A 19,623-nucleotide genomic window follows, 5' to 3' on the forward strand; every position below is an offset into this window, starting at 1 on the left:
CCGTTGGGAAACAGGACATGACGCAGACGTTGCCCGTAGGGGTCTCGGTGACAGCCCGGGTGCCGGCCTCGAGCGCCAACCTGGGACCCGGATTCGACACGCTCGGATTGGCGCTCGGGCTGTACGACGAGATCACCGTCACCACAACCGGTTCCGGCCTCGACGTGCGTGTCGAAGGGGAGGGGGCGCAGGAGGTGCCGTGGGGGCCGTCGCACCTGGTGGTGCGCGCGGTCGAACGTGGGCTCGAAGCCGCGGGCGTGTGGGCGGACGGACTGGATGTCTTGTGTCGCAACGTGATTCCGCATTCGCGAGGATTGGGTTCGTCGGCATCTGCGGCTGTGGGCGGGCTTGCTGCCGCGAACGGTCTGGTGCGGAAGATCGCGCCGGAGCAAGCTCTCGACTCAGCGCAGCTCGTGCAGTTGGCGTCGGAATTCGAGGGACATCCCGACAATGCGTCGGCGAGCGTTCTCGGCGGTGCTGTCGTCTCGTGGAGTGAGGCCGAGGTCGACTCGGAGCGCCGCGCCTACAAAGCGGTGTCGTTGAAGGTGCACCCGTCCATCAACGCCGTCGCCCTCGTTCCGTCCGTCCGGTCGTCGACCGCCCACACTCGTGGATTGCTGCCCGACCTGGTCCCGCATCGTGATGCCGCGTTCAATGTAAGTCGCGCTGCGCTCGCGGTCGTCGCGCTCACCGAGCGACCCGATCTGCTGATGCAGGCAACCGAGGATCTGCTCCATCAGGCGCAGCGTGCTCCGGCGCTGCCGTTGACCACCAAGTGGATCTCGCTTCTTCGCGGTGCGGGGATCGCGGCGACCGTGTCCGGGGCGGGGCCGACGGTACTTGCCCTGACAACCGAACCGATCCCGGCTGAACTCCGCGCGGCTGCAGAGGCGGATGACCTCACCGTGCTCGACCTTCCCATCGCCGATGGGGTGCAGACCGACTGACTGCCACCGCTGTGATCACGTCGCGTGATCGTGACGAGACGGCCGGCCCGGAGATCCGGGCCGGCCGTTGTCGTCGACGGACCCGGCCGGGGAGCGAGAGTGGTGCATCACACAAGAACCTCGCGTCACATAGATTCTTGCCCTGCGTGCAGAACGTCGCTATCCTGAGGATGTCCGCACGTCGTGCGCTCGTGTCGCCGGGTTCTCCAGGGCATTCACTCCAGCTCCATCGGGGCGTCCGATCCTGGTTCGATCCTCACCTGCTCTCGATCTTGGGAACGGGACACGGCCGTACCCAACCGACATCGGTGTGGTGGCGGACGTGCCGACCGTTCGACTTCCGTGAACTCGTACGGCAAATCCCAGCTCAGTTCATGTAGCTGATCTGCGGAACGAACCCTCGACTCTGAATGAGTGGGCGAGGGAAGGAAAGGATCTCCGTGACAGATACGGACCTGATCGCTACACCAGCTTCCGACACTGCCGAGGCTTCCGCAGGAACCCGATCCGGCGATTCTGCACAGTCCGCGCGCGGAGCCCGCCGTGGCACCGGGCTTGCGGGCATGGTGCTCGTCGAGTTGAGGGCTCTCGCTACCGAACTCGGTATCAAGGGCACATCGGGAATGCGCAAGGGCGACCTCATCGCTGCGATCAAGGAAAAGCAAGGAAGCGGCACGAAGAGTGCGCCTGCTGCCAAGGCGCAGGCCGAGCCGGCCCAGGCTCCTGCCGAAGCCGCAGAGGAAGCACCGAGTCGCCCCGCGCGTACTCGTCGCACCCGCGCCGCCGAGGCGCCCCAGGCCGAGCTCGCCCAGTCGGGTACCCCTGCCGAGAAGCCTGCAGCCGCCGAGAAGCCTGCCGTCGATGCGCCGACATCCGACTCGGACGACGAGGCGCCGCGCCGCGGCCGTCAGCGTCGCGGTCGTCGCGGTGCGGACCAGCAGGATCAGAATCAGAGCGGTGAGTCGCAGGTCTCCGGCGAGTCGCAGACCTCCGACCCCGAGCGTGGTGGCGAGTCCCGTGATCGGTCGGCAGACCGAGGGAAGGCTCAGGACCGCGGCGAATCCGATGGCGGACGCCAGCGAGGTGATCGCAACCAGGGTGATCGCAACCAGGGTGATCGCAACCGCGACGATCGCAACCAGGGCGGCGACCGGAACCAGGGCCCGCGTCAGGACAACCGCGACAACCGCGGAGACGACGACGAAGAGGGCGGCCGCGGCCGCCGGGGTCGTCGCTTCCGCGAGCGTCGTCGCGGACGCGACCGCGGAGAATCCGGGGGCGGAGATTCGCGCGAACCCGAGATCCGGGAAGACGACGTCCTCCAGCCGGTCGCGGGCATCCTCGATGTGCTCGACAACTACGCCTTCGTACGGACCTCCGGCTACCTCGCGGGCCCGAGCGACGTGTACGTGTCGATGAATATGGTGCGCAAGAACGGTCTGCGCCGTGGCGACGCCATCACCGGCGCGGTGCGGGTGCCGCGTGAGGGTGAACAGGCCAATCAGCGTCAGAAGTTCAATCCGCTGGTGCGGCTCGACACCGTCAACGGTGGTGAGGTCGACGCAGCCAAACGTCGCCCCGAGTTCAACAAGCTGACCCCGCTGTACCCGAACCAGCGCCTGCGTCTCGAGACGCAGCAGAACATCCTCACCACGCGTGTGATCGACCTGGTCATGCCGATCGGTAAGGGGCAGCGCGCGCTGATCGTCTCGCCGCCGAAGGCCGGTAAGACCACCGTGTTGCAGGACATCGCCAATGCGATCGCCGTCAACAACCCGGAGTGCTACCTGATGGTGGTTCTGGTCGACGAGCGTCCCGAAGAGGTCACCGACATGCAGCGCTCGGTGAAGGGCGAGGTCATCGCCTCGACCTTCGACCGGCCGCCGTCAGATCACACCTCGGTTGCCGAACTCGCGATCGAGCGTGCCAAGCGTCTCGTCGAAATGGGTCGCGATGTGGTGGTCCTGCTCGACTCCATCACTCGCCTCGGCCGCGCATACAACAACTCGTCGCCCGCCTCGGGACGCATTCTCTCCGGTGGTGTCGACTCGACTGCGCTGTATCCGCCGAAGCGTTTCCTCGGTGCTGCGCGCAACATCGAGAACGGTGGGTCGCTCACGATCATCGCGACCGCGATGGTCGAGACCGGCTCGACCGGCGACACCGTGATCTTTGAGGAGTTCAAGGGCACCGGCAATGCCGAGCTCAAGCTCGATCGCAAGATCGCCGAACGTCGCGTGTTCCCCGCTGTGGACGTCAATCCCTCGGGTACACGTAAGGACGAGCTCCTCATGAGTCCCGACGAGTTCGCGGTCGTGCACAAGCTGCGTCGCGTGCTGTCGGGTCTGGACTCACACCAGGCGATCGATCTGCTGATCGACCGGCTCAAGAAATCCAAGACGAATATCGAGTTCCTCATGCAGGTCGCGAAGACCGCGCCGGGGGCGCTGGAAGACTGACGTCGGGGCCCGGGAATTTTTTCCGGGCCCATACGTTTGGCATAATCGAGCAGTTGAGTCCGGTTCCGGTTCACGGCTTCGAATGGCGAAGGCGACCCGGCGACCACGAAAGGGACACCATGAAGGCAGGAATCCACCCCAACTACGTCGCGACGACCGTCGTGTGCGGTTGCGGAAACACGTTCGAGACCCGCAGCACGTCCGAGTCCGGCCGTGTCAACGTCGAGGTGTGCTCCAACTGCCACCCGTTCTACACGGGCAAGCAGAAGATCCTCGACACCGGCGGACGCGTCGCACGCTTCGAGGCTCGCTACGGCAAGCGCACTGCGAAGAAGGCTGCGGCCGACAGCTAGCTGCAATGCCGACGCCCGGTTCTGTCCTCGTACAGACCGGGCGTCGGCATTTTTGTTCCCGTCCGAGGAACGGATCCTGCAGAGACCCCGATTCCTGCAGAACACAGCACTTTCACGACAAGAGCGGAGCGAACCCATGGCGGGGCAGACCAAGCCATCGGCCATCGACGACATCCTGGCCGAACACGCCGGCCTGGAACAGCAACTGTCCGACCCGTCATTGCACAACGATCCGTCGGCCGCTCGCAAAGTGGGCAAACGGTTCGCAGAGCTCGCGCCGATCATGTCGACCTACACGAAGCTCGCAGCTGCGCGTGACGACCTCGAGGCCGCCCGCGAACTCGCAGCCGACGATTCGTCGTTCGCCGCCGAAGTTCCCGACCTCGAAGAACGCGTCGCCGAGCTCGACAAGACGCTTACCGACCTGCTCGCTCCCCGTGATCCCCACGACGCCGACGACGTGGTGCTCGAGGTCAAGTCCGGTGAGGGCGGCGAAGAATCCGCATTGTTCGCAGGAGATCTCGCCCGCATGTACACGCGTTTTGCCGAGCACGCCGGGTGGCGCGTCGAAGTCCTCGGGGCCACGTACTCCGATCTCGGGGGTTTCAAGGACGTGACCTTGTCGATCAAATCCAAGACCGACGTGCGTGACGGGGTGTGGTCCAGGCTCAAGTTCGAAGGGGGCGTCCACCGCGTCCAGCGTGTTCCGGTGACGGAATCGCAGGGGCGTGTGCACACCTCCGCGGCGGGTGTGTTCATCTACCCGGAGCCCGACGAGGTCGAAGAAGTCCAGATCGACGAGACCGACCTGCGGATCGACGTCTACCGCTCGTCCGGCAAGGGCGGGCAGGGAGTCAACACGACGGACTCCGCGGTCCGCATCACCCACCTGCCGACCGGCATCGTCGTCACCTGCCAGAACGAACGTTCGCAGTTGCAGAACAAGGCCCGCGCCATGCAGGTGCTTGCGGCACGGCTGCAGGCAGCGGCGGAGGAAGCTGCGGACGCCGAGGCGTCGGCCGGTCGGGCCAGCCAGGTACGCACCGTCGACCGTTCCGAGCGGATTCGCACCTACAATTTCCCGGAGAATCGGATCACGGACCACCGGATCGGATTCAAGGCCCACAACCTCGACGCCGTACTCGACGGTGAGATGGACGCGCTGCTCGACGCGCTGGGTACTGCAGACAGAGAGGCCCGGCTCGCGGCGGAATGATCGTCGGAACCGGACCTCTCGTCGAGTGGACGGCTCTTATCCTTCTTCCTCGTCCGACTCGCCCGGCACCTGAGCGATGTCGACGCCGGGGAGCAGGAAGCACCGCTCACCTGCTTCGTTCTCGTGCATACCCCAGATCGCAGCCAGAACCGTTCCCGCCTCGGGTTCGGTCAGCGCGGCTGGAGCTCCCCACAGGCCCTCGGTCGATTCCAGAGTCGTATTTCCGGTTGCACCGGTGTTGATGTTGATCCAGGACACCGTCCCGCCGCCGACACTCTTCTGGTTGACGACATAGAGGACTTCGTCACCTTCGACGGCGTCGTTCTCGGTGTGTGTCAACGACTGGGTCTCCGCGATTCCGGCGGGGCACAGCACCGGAATCGGCTGGAAGTCGATGGGAGCAGCCGCTGCGGTGCCGGTCCCTGCGAATGCTGCCGCACCGCCCACCGCGACCACTGCCGCGGCGCGGACAACGCGTGATGTGTTCTTGTTCATGACACTCCTTTCGGTTTCCCCAACTTCCGGGACGTTATCGACGATGTGGTGTCGGATGTGGCGAAGTAGACCTATCCGTGTTCTGTTCGTGATCGCATGGGACCCTGTACTCGTGAGTCGTCAACCCCTGCGCCTGGCCATCATCGAAGCCGTATCGGTGCTCGAAGAAGCGGGCGTCCCGAGTCCCCGTGTGGACGCCGAGTTGCTTGCTGCTCACCTCCTCGGAATCGAACGCACCCGCCTCGGTCTGGTGCCTCTCGTCGATCCCGCAATGGTCGATGCGTACCGGGCAATGATCGCGCAACGGGCAAAGCGGATTCCCCTCCAATACATCACCGGAACGTCGCCGATGGGAGCAATCGATCTCGCCGTCGGTCCCGGTGTGTTCGTCCCTCGGCCGGAGACCGAATTGCTACTGGGTTGGGCGCTGGCCTTTCTCGAACAGTACGACCGGCGTAACCCTGTGGTGCTCGATCTGTGCACGGGATCAGGCGCCCTCGCCCTGTCGATCGCGAACGCTCGCCCCGATGCGGTGGTGCACGCCGTCGAACTCGAACCGAAAGCTCTTTCGTGGGCCCGCCGCAATGCCGAGACCAGGGCACGGGAAGGCGACACACCGATCGTCCTGCATCAGGGTGACGTGACCGACCGCGGGCTGCTTGCGTCGCTCGAAGGTGCTGTCGACGTTGTCGTGTCCAACCCGCCGTATATTCCGGAAGGCGCGGAACTCGATCCGGAGGTGATCGATCACGACCCGCACTCCGCTCTCTTCGGCGGGCCGGACGGACTTTCCGTGATCAAGCCGATGATCTCCAATGTCGCTCGCTGGCTGCGGATCGGGGGAGCAGTGGCGGTCGAACACGACGACACCAACGGCGGGCAGGTCGCGGCGCTGTTCTCTCAGCGCCGCGTGTTCGGTGACGTGGTCGAGCATCCGGACCTGGCGGGTAAGCCGCGCTTCGTCGTTGCGCGGAGGGTCCCGACGGAACGGGAGGCGAGTCGTGCGCAGTCGGTGCCGGAGGTCGCGTCCTGAACACTCTCGGCGAGCAGGGTCGATCTTCGGGTGTACCGACGCGAGTGAAAGGATGACAGCGTGAGCACTGTGTACGACTGCAATCAGCCGGATTCGCGTTCGGTGGGCATCAACGCCGCCCGAGGGTCGCTCAAAGCGGGTCGTCTCGTGGTCGTCCCGACCGACACGCTGTACGGTCTCGCGGCAGACGCTTTCGACGGTTCCGCAGTGGCAGCACTTCTGCGCGCGAAGGGGCGAGGCCGCGATATGCCGGTCCCGGTTCTGGTGGGATCGTGGACGACGATCGATGGGTTGGTCACCTCTGTGCGTCCGGAAGCTCGCGAGCTCATACGGTCGTTCTGGCCAGGTGGTTTGAGCCTCGTGGTGCACGCTGCTCCGTCACTCGCCTGGGATCTCGGTGACACCCGCGGAACCGTCATGCTTCGAATGCCGCTGCATCCCGTGATTCTCGAACTCCTTCGTGAGGTGGGTCCCCTCGCGGTTTCGAGTGCGAACGTCTCCGGTCAACCGCCTGCGACGACGGTCGTCGAGGCGCGCGCGCAGCTCGGGGAGTCCGCATCCGTGTATCTGGACGGGGGACCGACCGAGCACGGCGTCGCCTCGACCATCGTCGACCTGACCGGTAACCGGCCGCGCATCATCCGTGAAGGTGCCGTATCCGCCGAAGCCATCGCGGAGGTGCTGGGCGACGACCCCGAGCGTCTGCGCTCCGGCGGGGAGTGACGGTGGAGGACAGGAGTTCGTGACTTCAGTCGACTCAGCGGCCGTGGTGCTCGCCCAGTCGGGGCAGGGCGCCGGGGTGCCGATCCGAGAGCTGCTACTCGTTCTCCTCACCGCGGCGGTGGTGACGTTCCTTTCCACCGGTCTCATCCGCATCCTCGCGACGAAGTTCGGGGCGGTGGCGAAGCCCCGCGACCGCGACGTGCACGTGACGCCCACCCCCCGGATGGGCGGCGTGGGTATCTACCTCGGCCTTGTCGTCGGAGTCTTGTTTGCGCAGCAACTCCCTGCTCTGACAAGGGGATTCGAATTCACCCCCGACATGGGCGCGACTCTGGTGGCTGCGACGATCATCGTGCTGGTCGGCATCATCGACGATCGATGGGGCCTCGACGCGCTCACCAAGTTCGTCGGGCAGGTCACCGCTGCCGGGGTGCTCGTGGTGATGGGTGTGAGCTGGATCGTCATCTACAACCCGTTCGACGGCTCCACCCTCGTGCTCGACCAATTACAGGGTGGTCTCATCACGGTTGCAGTGGCCGCGGTGATGATCAATGCGATGAACTTCGTCGACGGGCTCGACGGTCTCGCGGCGGGGCTGGGTCTGATCGCCGCAGTGGCGATCTGCATCTTCTCGGTGGGCTTGTTGCTCGATCAGGGCGGCGACGTCTCCGCGTATCCACCGGCGCTGATCGCCGCCGCACTCGCAGGAGCATGCCTCGGCTTCCTTCCTCACAATTTCCAGCCCGCGCGGATCTTCATGGGCGACTCGGGATCGATGCTGATCGGTCTGATGCTCGCGGCAGTCTCGACCAGCGCTTCCGGCCGGATCCCGCTGAGTGCCTATGGTTCCCGAGACCTGCTCGGCCTGCTGTCGCCGCTGATCCTGGTCGGCGCGGTGACGTTCATTCCGATCCTCGACCTGCTGCTCGCCATCGTCCGTCGCACTCGGGCGGGTGTGAGCCCGTTCAGCCCGGACAAGATGCATCTCCATCACCGTCTGCTGCAGATCGGTCACTCGCACCGCAGGGTTGTGCTGCTGCTGTACTTGTGGGTCGGAGTCCTTGCGTTCGGCGCGGTGGGGGCTTCTCTGCTCGACAGGACGGCTGTCGTACTCCTCACGGCTGGTGGACTGGTGTTCGCCCTGGTCGTCACTGCGGTGCCCTCGCTGCGTCATCATGACGGCGACAGCCGTGGTGGCGGCCGGACCGGACGACGTAAACGCGTCCGTTAGGCTCGGTGATCGTGAGTTCTCCTGATCAGCACGGTTCCGATCCGATCCTGCCCGCACTGCCCGACTCGTCGGCTCCGATGCGCGCGGCAGTCCGCTACGGCGTGCTGGGTCTGCTCGCGCTCACCGTGATCGCGTCGGTGATCGGGTACTTCGTCGCCGGTCTCCCCGGGGTGTGGGGAGCTTTGATCGGCGCGGCTGTCGGCGGCGGGTTCATCCTGTTCACCGCGCTGGGAGTGCTTTTGACGGCCAGAATGCCTGCGGTCACCGCGGGCGCGGTCCTGCTCGGGACGTGGCTCCTCAAGCTCATTCTTGCAATCGTCGTGATGGTTCTGCTGAAGCCGCTCGATTTCTACAGCAAGGGCGCACTGGTCCTGACCATTGTGTTCGCATTGATAATCGTGCTCGGGTCCGAGACCTACGGTGTGCTGTCGCAGCGAGCACCGTACGTCGAGCCGCGATCGTCCTCGGCGGACGACGACACCCAGTAAACTACTCGACGTAGTAGTTACGTGTGGCAATTACTTCCCTGGTAGTGCCCCACCTACGCACTGTCGTAGAACAGTTGATAGTGTGAGTATTACGCGAGTGGCACTGTGTGCACCTACTGGGTGAGCGCGAGCAGTTGTCACTTGGTAGGCGGTCGTGTTCAAATGGCCGCCGAGTCGACGAGAGTCGCCGACAACGGCAGAAGCAGAACCGAGCACAGCGGTTCGGAGCACTGGCGCACACGCGAGCCGACCTGGTCGACTTGTTGGATCGTCAATGTCCGATCGAACCGCAGACGGCAATGCCTGCGGCCGACTACGGGAGAGAGCGCTGAGCGTCACCACCTTGGCAGCCGGAGAATTCCACGCGCCGTCACTAGCTGATTTTTTCCCACCGGCAGTCCTGTTCGAAGGTACCCCCTTCGAGATGGACAGGCTGATGATCATCCGCGTCGCCATGGCAGTGATCGTTGCGCTGTTCTTCGTTCTGGCGATGCGCAGCCCGAAGATCGTGCCCCGCGGCGTTCAGAACGTCGCCGAGATCATGCTCGACTTCGTCCGAATCCATATCGCCGAGGACATCCTCGGTAAGGAACAGGGACGTCGATTCCTCCCGGTGATCGTCACCATCTTCTTCTTGGTGGTCGGGTTGAACCTGACATCGATCATCCCCTTCCTCAACATCTCGTCGAACGCCCGAATCGGTATGCCGATCGTGCTCGCCGCGCTCGCCTACATCGTCTTCAACTACGTGGGCATCAAGAAGTACGGCTTCTTCCGTTACGTGAAGAGCAGCATCGTCATCCCGAATCTTCCGCCTGCGTTGCACGTGCTGGTGATTCCGATCGAGTTCGTCTCGACCTTCCTCCTGCGCCCGTTCACGCTGACCATCCGTCTCATGGCCAACATGCTGGCCGGCCACATCATGCTGGTGCTGTTCTTCAGTGCCACGCAGTTCTTCTTCTTCGATTCCGACGGAATCATGAAGGTGTTCGGTATCGGTTCGCTCATCGGCGGAATCGCGTTCACCTTCTTCGAGCTCCTCGTGATCGTTCTGCAGGCCTACATCTTCGCGCTGCTCACCGCGGTGTACATCGATCTGGCCCTGCACGCGGAAGAGCATTAGCTCGCCGACCAGCACGACCGACAGAAACACACAGACTGACTCGGTTGCCGACCCCCGGGGCCGAGCCACAAGAAAGGGAATGGAACACCAATGAGCGTTGCGCTTCAGGCAGCAGACGTCCTCGCCCAGCAGGAGACCACCTTCAAGGGCCTCGGTGCGGTCGGCTACGGCCTCGCCGCCATCGGCCCCGGCATCGGCATCGGCATCGTCGTCGGCAAGGCGATCGAGGGCATGGCGCGTCAGCCCGAGATGGCCGGACAGCTGCGCACCACGATGTTCCTCGGTATCGCATTCACCGAGGCCCTGGCCCTGATCGGCATCGTTGCCGGCTTCATCTTCTGATTCGACGACCACCATGGCTGACAGCATCCTGATTCTCGCGGCAGAGGAAGGGGAGATTCCCAATCCCCTCCTGCCCGCGACGTACGACATCGTCTGGTCGCTGGTCGCCCTGATCATCGTCGGTTTCGTCTTCTGGAAGTACGTACTTCCGATGTTCCAGAAGGTGCTCGACGAGCGTTCGGAGCTGATCGAAGGCGGCATCAAGAAGGCGGAAGAAGCCCAAGCAGAGGCGAAAGAGGCGCTCGAGCAGTACCGCGCTCAGCTCGCTGAAGCTCGCACCGAGGCTGCACAGATCCGCGAGGAGGCCCGCACCCAGGGCCAGCAGATCATCGCCGATATGAAGGTTCAGGCACAGGAGGAGAGCGACCGCATCGTCGCTGCCGGTCACAATCAACTGCAGGCCCAGCGCCAGCAGATCGTGGCCGAACTCCGGAGCGACCTCGGTCGCAGCTCGGTCGATCTCGCCGAGAAGATCATCGGCGAGTCTCTCGCCGACGATGTCAAGCGTGCCGGCTCGATCGATCGGTTCCTCAACGAACTCGACTCCCTCAGCGCTGACTCTGCATCCGGAAAGTGAGCACAATGTACGCAGCAAGCCGTGAGGCACTCGCTCATACGCGGTCCGCACTGCAGTCCGCCTTGGGCTCGGGTGCCGAGACTGCCGCTGCGGCTCAGGCCGGCTCGGAACTGCTCTCGGTGGTCGAGGCGCTCGACAGCCAGCGAACCCTTCGCGGTGCGCTGGCCGACGCCTCGGCCCCCGCTGCCGTCCGCGAGACGTTGGCCGAGCAGGTCTTCGGGAGCAAGGTTTCGGCCGCAGCTCTCGCGACCGTGAAAGCCGCGGTGGGCAAGGACTGGTCGGCGCAATCCGACCTGACCAACTCGCTCGTGCAGCTCGGTCGTGAGGCCCTGCTCCAGGCAGCAGCAAACCAGGACCAGCTCGACACCGTCGAGGACGAGCTCTTCCGGCTCGGCCGCATCGTTGCAGGCAACGGCGAACTCGAGCAGGCTCTCTCCGATCGGAACACGTCGGTGGAGGCCAAGCGCGAGCTCCTGTCGCGTCTGCTCTACGGCAAGTCGACGGCGATCACCTCGACTCTCGCTGTCCATGCGGTCGGCCGCCTGAAGGCGTCCCCGGCCGACACGTTCGACGAGTTGTCGGCACTTGCCGCGACGCAGCGCGACCGGGCCGTGGCCCATGTGCGCAGCGCGGCCGCTCTCACCGGAGAGCAGTCGGACCGGCTTGCTGCGACGCTGACCCGCGTCTACGGGAAGCCTGTGACGGTGCACGTCGAGGTCGATCCCGAGCTTCTCAGTGGATTGGTCGTCCGGGTGGGCGACGAGGTCATCGACGGTACGGCGGCGGGGCGACTCGCGGCAGTGCGCAAGAGCCTCACGTAGTCCACTTCCGAACACACACCTAGATCTTTTCGAAGACCAGATACCGAGAGCAGGAAGAACATGGCGGAGCTGACGATCTCCTCCGACGAGATCCGTAGCGCGATTGACAATTACACCGCGAGCTACTCCCCGGAGGCCTCCCGCGAGGAGGTCGGCGTCGTCGTCGACACCAGTGACGGCATCGCGCACATCAGCGGTCTGCCGTCGGCGATGGCCAACGAGCTGCTGGAGTTCCCCGGTGGCGTGCTGGGCGTGGCCCTCAACCTCGAGGCAACCGAAATCGGTGCCGTGATCCTTGGTGACTTCCAGGGCATCGCGGAAGGCCAGGAAGTCAAGCGGACCGGCGACGTTCTGTCGGTGCCGGTGAGCGACAACTTCCTCGGACGTGTCGTGAACCCGCTCGGTCAGCCGATCGACGGCCTCGGCGACATCGAAGCCGACGAGACCCGCGCCCTCGAGCTGCAGGCAGCGACCGTTCTGGAGCGTCAGCCCGTCGAGGAGCCGCTCCAGACAGGCATCAAGGCCATCGACGCGATGACCCCGATCGGCCGTGGCCAGCGTCAGCTCGTCATCGGCGACCGCAAGACGGGCAAGACCGCCGTCTGCATCGACGCGATCCTGAACCAGAAGGCGAACTGGGAGACGGGCGACCCGAAGCAGCAGGTCCGCTGCATCTACGTCGCAATCGGTCAGAAGGGTTCGACCATCGCGGGCGTCAAGCAGGCCCTCGAGGAGAACGGCGCGATGGAGTACACCACCATCGTCGCGGCTCCGGCCTCCGACTCCGCCGGCTTCAAGTGGCTCGCCCCCTACACCGGCTCGGCTCTCGGCCAGCACTGGATGTACCAGGGCAAGCACGTCCTCGTGGTGTTCGACGACCTCACCAAGCAGGCCGAGGCCTACCGTGCCATCTCCCTGCTGCTGCGTCGCCCGCCGGGACGTGAGGCTTACCCCGGTGACGTCTTCTACCTGCACTCGCGTCTGCTCGAGCGCTCCGCCAAGCTTTCCGACGAACTCGGTGGCGGCTCACTGACGGCTCTGCCGATCATCGAGACCAAGGCGAACGACGTCTCGGCATACATCCCGACCAACGTCATCTCCATCACCGACGGCCAGGTCTTCCTCGAGTCCGACCTCTTCAACAAGGGCGTCCGTCCGGCGATCAACGTCGGTATCTCGGTCTCCCGTGTCGGTGGTGCCGCACAGACCAAGGGCATGAAGAAGGTCTCCGGCTCGCTCCGTCTCGAGCTCGCGCAGTTCCGTGAGCTCGAAGGCTTCGCTGCCTTCGCATCCGACCTCGACGCTGCCTCCAAGGCTCAGCTCGAGCGCGGCCAGCGACTGGTCGAGCTGCTCAAGCAGGACCAGTATTCGCCGATCGCTGTCGAGGACCAGATCGTCTCGATCTACCTCGCCGGTGAAGGTGTCTTCGACTCCGTCCCGGTCGCCGACATCCGTCGCTTCGAGGCTGAGCTTCTCGAGGACCTGCACCGCAACGCTGCAGGCGCCTACGAGCAGATCGCCGGCGGCAAGGCACTGACCGACGAGTCCGCCGACGCCTTCAAGGCAGCAACCGAGAAGTTCAAGGAAGGCTTCATCGCCTCCGACGGCAGCCGCGTCGTGAACGACCCCGAGGCCGAGGCTCTCGGAGCCGACGAGGTCGAGCAGGAGCAGGTCTCCGTCAAGCGCACCTCCGTACGCAAGTGAGCGTGGAGACCATGACCCAGCGTCCAGTGAAGGGAGTGTGATCGACGAATGGCGAACTTGCGTGAGCTCCGCTCGCGGATCAAGTCGGTCAACTCGACCAAGAAGATCACCAAGGCGCAGGAACTGATCGCGACGTCGCGCATCACGAAGGCTCAGGCCCGAGTGGCAGCATCCAAGCCGTACGCCGAGGAGATCACCAAGGTCCTCTCGGAACTGGCGAGCGCGTCCGCGTCGTTGGATCACCCCCTGCTCAACGAGCGCGAGAACCCGAAGCGTGCCGCAGTGCTGGTCGTGACCAGTGACCGCGGTATGGCCGGTGGTTACAACTCCAACGTCCTCAAGGAGGCGGAGGAGCTTCGCCAGTTGCTGATCAGCGAGGGCAAAGAGCCCGTGCTGTATGTGCTGGGCGGTAAAGGTCTGGCGTTCTACACGTTCCGTGAGCGTGCGGTTGCCGGTGCGTGGACGGGGTTCTCGCAGGAGCCCCGGTACACCGACGCCGCGAAGGCAAGCCGGCATCTGGTCGAGCTGTTCATGGCCGGTTCCGGTTCCGAGGTTCCCGCTCCGAATGGAGACGGCACCATCGAGGGCGTCGACGAGCTTCACATCGTCTACACCCGGTTCGTGTCCATGCTGACCCAGACCCCCGAGGTGCGTCGCATGGCGCCTCTCGAGGTGAGCGTCACCGAGGACGAGATCGAACTGGGCGAAGACATGCTCAGCGACGGTCATCGTGACTCCGGACCTCGGCCCGACTACAACTTCGAGCCCGAAGCCGGCACGCTCCTTGCCGCGCTTCTGCCGAAGTACATCAGCACGCGAATCTTCGCGTCGCTGCTGGACGCAGCAGCCTCCGAGTCGGCTGCCCGTCGTACCGCGATGAAGGCCGCGACCGACAACGCCACGGAACTGGTGAACACCCTCAGCCGTCAGGCCAACCAGGCCCGCCAGGCCCAGATCACCCAGGAAATCAGCGAGATCGTCGGCGGTGCCGGTGCGCTCGCCTCGAGTGCAGGAAGTGACTGAACCACAATGACCGCAGCAGTTACCGACAACAACGCCGGTGCGGCGTCGGCCCTTGCCGGGCGCGTCGTCCGCGTCATCGGCGCCGTCGTCGACGTGGAGTTCCCGCGTGGCGCCGTGCCCGAGCTGTTCAACGCCCTGCACGCAGAGGTCACTCTGCCGTCCGTGGCGAAGACCCTGACCCTCGAGGTCGCGCAGCACCTGGGTGACAACCTGGTCCGCACGATCTCGATGCAGCCGACCGACGGCCTGGTGCGCGGCGCAGCCGTCACCGACTCCGGCCGTCCGATCTCCGTGCCCGTCGGCGACGTCGTCAAGGGCCACGTGTTCAACGCGCTGGGCGACTGCCTCGACGCGCCGGGCACCGGTCGTGATGGCGAGCAGTGGGGCATCCACCGCAAGCCCCCGGCCTTCGATCAGCTCGAGGGCAAGACCGAGATCCTCGAGACCGGTATCAAGGTCATCGACCTGCTCACCCCGTACGTCAAGGGCGGCAAGATCGGTCTGTTCGGTGGTGCCGGTGTCGGCAAGACCGTTCTGATCCAGGAGATGATCACCCGTATCGCGCGTGAGTTCTCCGGTACGTCGGTGTTCGCCGGCGTCGGCGAGCGCACCCGTGAAGGCACCGACCTCCACCTCGAGATGGAAGAGATGGGCGTCCTTCAGGACACGGCCCTCGTCTTCGGCCAGATGGACGAGCCGCCGGGAACGCGTATGCGCGTCGCCCTGTCCGCGCTGACCATGGCGGAGTACTTCCGCGATGTTCAGGGCCAGGACGTCCTGCTGTTCATCGACAACATCTTCCGTTTCACCCAGGCCGGTTCGGAGGTGTCGACCCTTCTCGGTCGTATGCCTTCCGCCGTGGGTTACCAGCCGACGCTGGCTGACGAGATGGGTGAGCTCCAGGAGCGCATCACCTCGACCCGTGGTCGCTCGATCACCTCGCTGCAGGCGATCTACGTCCCCGCCGACGACTACACCGACCCGGCGCCCGCGACCACGTTCGCGCACCTCGATGCGACCACCGAGCTCTCGCGTCCGATTTCGCAGATGGGTATCTACCCCGCTGTGGACCCGCTGACGTCGACCTCGCGAATCCTCGAGCCCGGCATCGTCGGGGCGGACCACTTCCGCGTGGCCAACGAGGTCAAGCGGATCCTGCAGAAGTACAAGGAACTGCAGGACATCATCGCCATCCTCGGTATGGACGAGCTCTCCGAAGAGGACAAGGTCACGGTCAACCGTGCACGTCGTCTTCAGAAGTTCCTCGGCCAGAACTTCATCGTCGCTGAGAAGTTCACCGGCCAGCCGGGTTCGGTCGTGCCGCTGGCCGACACCATCGAGGCGTTCGACCGCGTCTGCAAGGGCGAGTTCGATCACCTGCCCGAGCAGGCGTTCAACAGCTGCGGTGGACTCGACGACGTCGAGGCCGCAGCCAAGAAGATCGCCGGGAAGTAGGCCGCGATGGCTGAAATGACCGTGGACGTCGTCGCTGTCGAGGAGCGCCTGTGGTCCGGGACGGCGACGCTGGTCACCGCCCAGACCACCGAAGGTGAGATCGGCGTGATGGCCGGTCACGAGCCGGTCCTCGGCCAGCTCGTCGAAGGTGGCGTCGTGTCCATCAAGACCGCGGACGGCGAGCGTATCGTCCTCGCGGTGCACGGTGGGTTCCTTTCGGTGACCGCGACAACGGTTACCGTGCTGGCGGAATCCGCAGATCTGGTGGAGACCATCGACGTCGAAGCGGCCAAGGCCGTTCTGGCAGAGAGCCAGGACGACGCCGAGATCGCGGTGGCCAAGGGGCGCTTGCGCGCCGTCGAGCGAGCCTGAGCAAGACAAACAGGGAAAGCCGCGACGGAGCCGACGAGCAGTGTCAGTAGGAATGATCGTTCTCATCATCCTGGTGTTGCTGCTCGCGGCTGCCGTCGCGGCTCTTCTTTTTCGCTTCATCAAGTTGCGTCGCGGTGGTACCGCCGCGATCGTGCGTGTCATGCCACGCAGCAGTGGTTCCGGTTGGAGACACGGGATCATCCGCTACGGCGACAACACACTCGTCTTCTACAAGCTTTCGAGCATCAAGCCGGGCCCGGATTCGCGAATGAGTCGCCAGGGCATCGATGTGCGGTCCCGACGTTCTCCTGAGGGCAGCGAATTCGACATCATGACCGACGACATCGTCATTCTCGACATCGTCGACAATGACAGCAGTTTCGAGGTGGCACTCGACAGCGGCGCACGCACGGCGTTCCTGTCCTGGCTCGAGTCCAGGCCGGACGAACGTTCGCAGCGCCGCCGCCTCGGGTGAGCCTGCCCCTAGGCTCCCGCGCCGGGCTTCCAGAGCACGTCACCATCCGGATTGGTGATCCGGCTGAGAATGAACAAAAGGTCGGACAACCGGTTGAGGTACTTCGCGGGGAGAACACTCGTGGTGTCCGGTGCGGCGTCGACCGCAGCCCACGCTGCTCGTTCCGCGCGGCGTGCCACGGTGCGTGCCGTGTGCAGTAGCGCTGCAGCTGCAGTGCCCCCGGGAAGAATGAACGAATTCAGCGGTTCGAGCTCCTCGTTGAATTCGTCGCACCAGCGTTCGAGCCGGTCGATGTACTCCTGTGTGATCCGCAGCGGCGGATACTTCGGGTCCTCGACGACCGGAGTGGACAGATCGGCGCCTGCGTCGAACAGATCATTCTGGATCTGCTGGATCACCGGGACCACACGGTCCGGAACGGAGCCGAGTGCGAGCGCGACACCCAAAGCCGCATTGGTCTCGTCGCAGTCGGCATACGCGACCAATCGTGCGTCGTTCTTCGACACTCGGGAGAAGTCGCTGAGGCCCGTAGTTCCGTCGTCGCCGGTGCGGGTGTAGATCCTTGTGAGGTGGACAGCCATGGCCGCCACGGTACCGGCTCCGATGCAGTCGGAGAGACCTGGTTACGCTGTGTCGTTGTGAGTGAACGCTTTCTTGTGACCGGCGGTAGCCGGCTGGTCGGTGACGTCCGTGTCGGCGGTGCCAAGAACAGTGTGCTCAAACTGATGGCAGCGGCCCTTCTGGCCGAGGGCACCAGCACGATCACGAATTGCCCGGACATCCTCGACGTCCCCCTGATGGCCGATGTGCTGCGCGGACTCGGCTGCGAGGTGGTGCTCGAGGGCGACGAAGTTCGCATCACGACGCCTGCGCAACCCGAATACCACGCTGACTTCGCTGCGGTTCGGCAGTTCCGCGCCTCCGTGTGCGTACTCGGTCCGTTGGTCGCGCGGTGCAGACGCGCGGTAGTGGCACTGCCCGGTGGCGACGCGATCGGCTCCCGTCCACTCGATATGCACCAGACAGGGCTTCGGCTCCTCGGTGCACAAAGCTCGATCGAGCACGGATGTGTGGTGGCCGAGGCCGAGGATCTGCGCGGCGCTGCGATCCGGTTGGCGTTCCCGTCTGTCGGCGCGACCGAGAACATCCTCATGGCTGCTGTTCTGGCCAAGGGAGAGACCACGATCGACAATGCAGCTCGTGAACCCGAGATTGTCGATCTGTGCACGATGCTGGTCCAGATGGGTGCACGAATCACCGGCGCCGGAAGCACGACGCTTCATATCGTGGGTGTGCCTTCGCTTCAGCCCGCTACGCATCGGTGCATCGGCGATCGTATCGTGGCGGCCACATGGGGAATCGCCGCAGTCATGACCCGGGGCGACATGGTCGTGCGCGGAGTGAACCCGAAGCATCTCGCATTGGTCCTCGAGAAACTTCGGGGTGCAGGTGCGGAGGTGACACCGCACATGGACGGGTTCCACGTGGTCCAGAACGACCGGCCTCGCGCGGTCAACTTCGCGACGCTGCCGTACCCGGGGTTTCCGACCGACCTTCAGCCGATGGCGATCGGACTGGCCGCGGTCGCCGACGGAACGTCGATGATCACCGAGAACGTCTTCGAAGCGCGCTTCCGATTTGTCGAGGAGATGATCCGCCTCGGTGCAGACGCGCGTACCGACGGACACCACGCTGTCGTACGGGGCGTCGAAGAACTGTCGAGCGCCCCCGTGTGGGCATCGGACATCCGTGCCGGAGCGGGACTCGTCCTCGCGGGTCTGTGCGCCGATGGCGTGACCGAGGTCCACGACGTCTATCACATAGATCGCGGGTATCCGAGGTTCGTGGAGATCCTGAGCGAGCTCGGAGGAAGCATCGAGCGTGTCGGTAGCGAGGACTGACATCCACTCCGTCCCCTCGAACGGGGAAACCTTCTGACCTTGGAAGGTGACGGTCGGCGAACACCTGATCGCCCAACGGTCCCACCGACATCTGTGCGTCCAAGGTATACGGCGCTGCCGGTATCCACATCATGCGCGATGAAACCCGCGGCTTTGAAGGTGCGCCACGTCCGTTGAACATCGAAATCCCCTGCGATATCGGGTTGTTCGTCGAGCGTTGGCATCCTTCGGCGGGACGTCCTGCAGTGCTGTGCTGCGCGTCACCAAGGCCGAACTGTTCGCGGACGGGCCGGTATCGGGAGCGTGACCTGGGTGAATGCCGGATGGAAACCGTTCTACCAGCGGGTTTGGCAGTCCGTTCACAGTCGCGTAACTTATCCCAGGTCAGAGCGACACGGACACCGACCCGGACCGCAAGGTCAGGGACAACGAGGTTGGACGAAGGCGCCTGAAAGTTTCACCGGCCGTCAATCTTCTGGTAAGGTTGGAGGCCGCACCACTTCCGAAAGTGGTTGCGAGAACGAGCAAGTAACCCCCGAGAGAGCGGACAATCGTCCGAGATCAACGGTGTGTGCGTGTTCTTTGAGAACTCAACAGTGTGCCGATGAATGTCAGTGCCAAATATTTTTGGTGCGATCACCGAAATTGTTTCGGTAATCGAATTGTGCTGACTATCACATTCTTCCGTCTGTGGTGGTCAGTGTTTTGCTAGTTTGAGTTTTTTTGCTAGTGATTTGGCTCGATGTCTTTGACTGATTGACTCTTTCGGGAGTGAAATCAAGAGTCTTTAACGGAGAGTTTGATCCTGGCTCAGGACGAACGCTGGCGGCGTGCTTAACACATGCAAGTCGAACGATGAAGCCCAGCTTGCTGGGTGGATTAGTG

20 protein-coding genes and 1 rRNA gene are annotated in these 19,623 nt (G+C 64.3%); 19 read left to right on the top strand and 2 right to left on the bottom strand.

The annotated features are described in order from the left end of the window. The first annotated feature begins 17 nt into the window (after nucleotides 1–17). The 4 genes from thrB to prfA all read left to right on the top strand — a co-directional run bounded on the left by thrB (nucleotide 18) and on the right by prfA (nucleotide 4,975). Nucleotides 18–947 carry a homoserine kinase gene (gene thrB, locus MWU77_RS18090; RefSeq protein ID WP_247274404.1) on the top strand — a complete coding sequence of 310 codons (930 nt, stop codon included), beginning with the start codon at nucleotides 18–20 and terminating at the stop codon, nucleotides 945–947. 440 nt (nucleotides 948–1,387) lie between these two features. Continuing rightward, the gene (gene rho / locus MWU77_RS18095; RefSeq protein ID WP_247274405.1) at nucleotides 1,388–3,406 is read left to right on the top strand and encodes a transcription termination factor Rho; all 2,019 of its coding nucleotides are present in this window, start codon (nucleotides 1,388–1,390) and stop codon (nucleotides 3,404–3,406) included. Nucleotides 3,407–3,525: 119 nt separating this feature from the next. Next, nucleotides 3,526–3,759 (top strand): 50S ribosomal protein L31, encoded by a 234-nt coding sequence (gene rpmE, locus MWU77_RS18100; protein WP_169689868.1) that lies wholly within the window; start codon nucleotides 3,526–3,528, stop codon nucleotides 3,757–3,759. A 136-nt stretch (nucleotides 3,760–3,895) separates the two neighbouring features. Next, complete coding sequence (prfA, locus tag MWU77_RS18105; protein WP_169689869.1) at nucleotides 3,896–4,975, top strand: peptide chain release factor 1; 1,080 nt, start codon at nucleotides 3,896–3,898, stop codon at nucleotides 4,973–4,975. A gap of 36 nt (nucleotides 4,976–5,011) precedes the next feature. On the opposite strand, the gene MWU77_RS18110 is transcribed toward prfA, so the two are convergent. Next, nucleotides 5,012–5,470, bottom strand: coding sequence for a hypothetical protein (locus MWU77_RS18110; RefSeq protein WP_247274406.1), 459 nt, complete (start codon nucleotides 5,468–5,470; stop codon nucleotides 5,012–5,014). Between the two features lie 112 nt (nucleotides 5,471–5,582). On the opposite strand from MWU77_RS18110, the gene prmC reads away from it, so the two are divergent. The 13 genes from prmC (at nucleotide 5,583) to MWU77_RS18175 (ending at nucleotide 16,837) form a co-directional block, all read left to right on the top strand. Beyond that, nucleotides 5,583–6,503 (top strand): peptide chain release factor N(5)-glutamine methyltransferase, encoded by a 921-nt coding sequence (gene prmC, locus MWU77_RS18115; protein ID WP_169689871.1) that lies wholly within the window; start codon nucleotides 5,583–5,585, stop codon nucleotides 6,501–6,503. Between the two features lie 60 nt (nucleotides 6,504–6,563). Next, nucleotides 6,564–7,226, top strand: a complete 663-nt coding sequence (locus MWU77_RS18120; RefSeq protein WP_169689872.1) for an L-threonylcarbamoyladenylate synthase — start codon at nucleotides 6,564–6,566, stop codon at nucleotides 7,224–7,226. 19 nt (nucleotides 7,227–7,245) lie between these two features. Continuing rightward, entirely contained in the window at nucleotides 7,246–8,457 is a 1,212-nt protein-coding gene (locus tag MWU77_RS18125) for an MraY family glycosyltransferase (protein ID WP_247274407.1), read from the top strand. A gap of 77 nt (nucleotides 8,458–8,534) precedes the next feature. Further along, nucleotides 8,535–8,945 (top strand): hypothetical protein, encoded by a 411-nt coding sequence (locus MWU77_RS18130; RefSeq protein ID WP_281499460.1) that lies wholly within the window; start codon nucleotides 8,535–8,537, stop codon nucleotides 8,943–8,945. Nucleotides 8,946–9,219: 274 nt separating this feature from the next. Continuing rightward, nucleotides 9,220–10,068, top strand: a complete 849-nt coding sequence (atpB, locus tag MWU77_RS18135) for a F0F1 ATP synthase subunit A (protein ID WP_247274409.1) — start codon at nucleotides 9,220–9,222, stop codon at nucleotides 10,066–10,068. Nucleotides 10,069–10,158: 90 nt separating this feature from the next. After that, a complete protein-coding gene (locus tag MWU77_RS18140; RefSeq protein ID WP_247274410.1) occupies nucleotides 10,159–10,410 on the top strand; it encodes an ATP synthase F0 subunit C in 252 nt (83 codons plus the stop codon). Between the two features lie 13 nt (nucleotides 10,411–10,423). Further along, nucleotides 10,424–10,987 carry a F0F1 ATP synthase subunit B gene (locus tag MWU77_RS18145; protein WP_132471123.1) on the top strand — a complete coding sequence of 188 codons (564 nt, stop codon included), beginning with the start codon at nucleotides 10,424–10,426 and terminating at the stop codon, nucleotides 10,985–10,987. A gap of 5 nt (nucleotides 10,988–10,992) precedes the next feature. Further along, the gene (locus MWU77_RS18150; RefSeq protein WP_169689912.1) at nucleotides 10,993–11,808 is read left to right on the top strand and encodes a F0F1 ATP synthase subunit delta; all 816 of its coding nucleotides are present in this window, start codon (nucleotides 10,993–10,995) and stop codon (nucleotides 11,806–11,808) included. A gap of 60 nt (nucleotides 11,809–11,868) precedes the next feature. Next, complete coding sequence (atpA, locus tag MWU77_RS18155; protein WP_169689878.1) at nucleotides 11,869–13,512, top strand: F0F1 ATP synthase subunit alpha; 1,644 nt, start codon at nucleotides 11,869–11,871, stop codon at nucleotides 13,510–13,512. A gap of 48 nt (nucleotides 13,513–13,560) precedes the next feature. Continuing rightward, nucleotides 13,561–14,535, top strand: a complete 975-nt coding sequence (locus MWU77_RS18160) for a F0F1 ATP synthase subunit gamma (RefSeq protein ID WP_169689879.1) — start codon at nucleotides 13,561–13,563, stop codon at nucleotides 14,533–14,535. A 6-nt stretch (nucleotides 14,536–14,541) separates the two neighbouring features. Next, nucleotides 14,542–15,990 (top strand): F0F1 ATP synthase subunit beta, encoded by a 1,449-nt coding sequence (gene atpD, locus MWU77_RS18165; RefSeq protein WP_169689880.1) that lies wholly within the window; start codon nucleotides 14,542–14,544, stop codon nucleotides 15,988–15,990. Nucleotides 15,991–15,996: 6 nt separating this feature from the next. Next, a complete protein-coding gene (locus tag MWU77_RS18170; RefSeq protein ID WP_247274411.1) occupies nucleotides 15,997–16,362 on the top strand; it encodes a F0F1 ATP synthase subunit epsilon in 366 nt (121 codons plus the stop codon). 52 nt (nucleotides 16,363–16,414) lie between these two features. After that, a complete protein-coding gene (locus tag MWU77_RS18175; protein WP_247274412.1) occupies nucleotides 16,415–16,837 on the top strand; it encodes a DUF2550 domain-containing protein in 423 nt (140 codons plus the stop codon). 8 nt (nucleotides 16,838–16,845) lie between these two features. On the opposite strand, the gene MWU77_RS18180 is transcribed toward MWU77_RS18175, so the two are convergent. Continuing rightward, nucleotides 16,846–17,418 carry a cob(I)yrinic acid a,c-diamide adenosyltransferase gene (locus MWU77_RS18180; RefSeq protein WP_247274413.1) on the bottom strand — a complete coding sequence of 191 codons (573 nt, stop codon included), beginning with the start codon at nucleotides 17,416–17,418 and terminating at the stop codon, nucleotides 16,846–16,848. Between the two features lie 57 nt (nucleotides 17,419–17,475). Here MWU77_RS18180 and murA point away from each other — a divergent pair, with 57 nt between their 5' ends. Both murA and MWU77_RS18190 read left to right on the top strand, forming a co-directional pair. Then, nucleotides 17,476–18,738, top strand: a complete 1,263-nt coding sequence (murA, locus tag MWU77_RS18185; protein WP_169689884.1) for a UDP-N-acetylglucosamine 1-carboxyvinyltransferase — start codon at nucleotides 17,476–17,478, stop codon at nucleotides 18,736–18,738. 787 nt (nucleotides 18,739–19,525) lie between these two features. Then, a 16S ribosomal RNA gene (locus MWU77_RS18190) occupies nucleotides 19,526–19,623 on the top strand; the annotation flags it as partial.

The sequence above is a fragment of the Rhodococcus sp. F64268 genome (genome assembly GCF_023015605.1).
Classification (GTDB): Bacteria; Actinomycetota; Actinomycetes; order Mycobacteriales; family Mycobacteriaceae; genus Rhodococcus.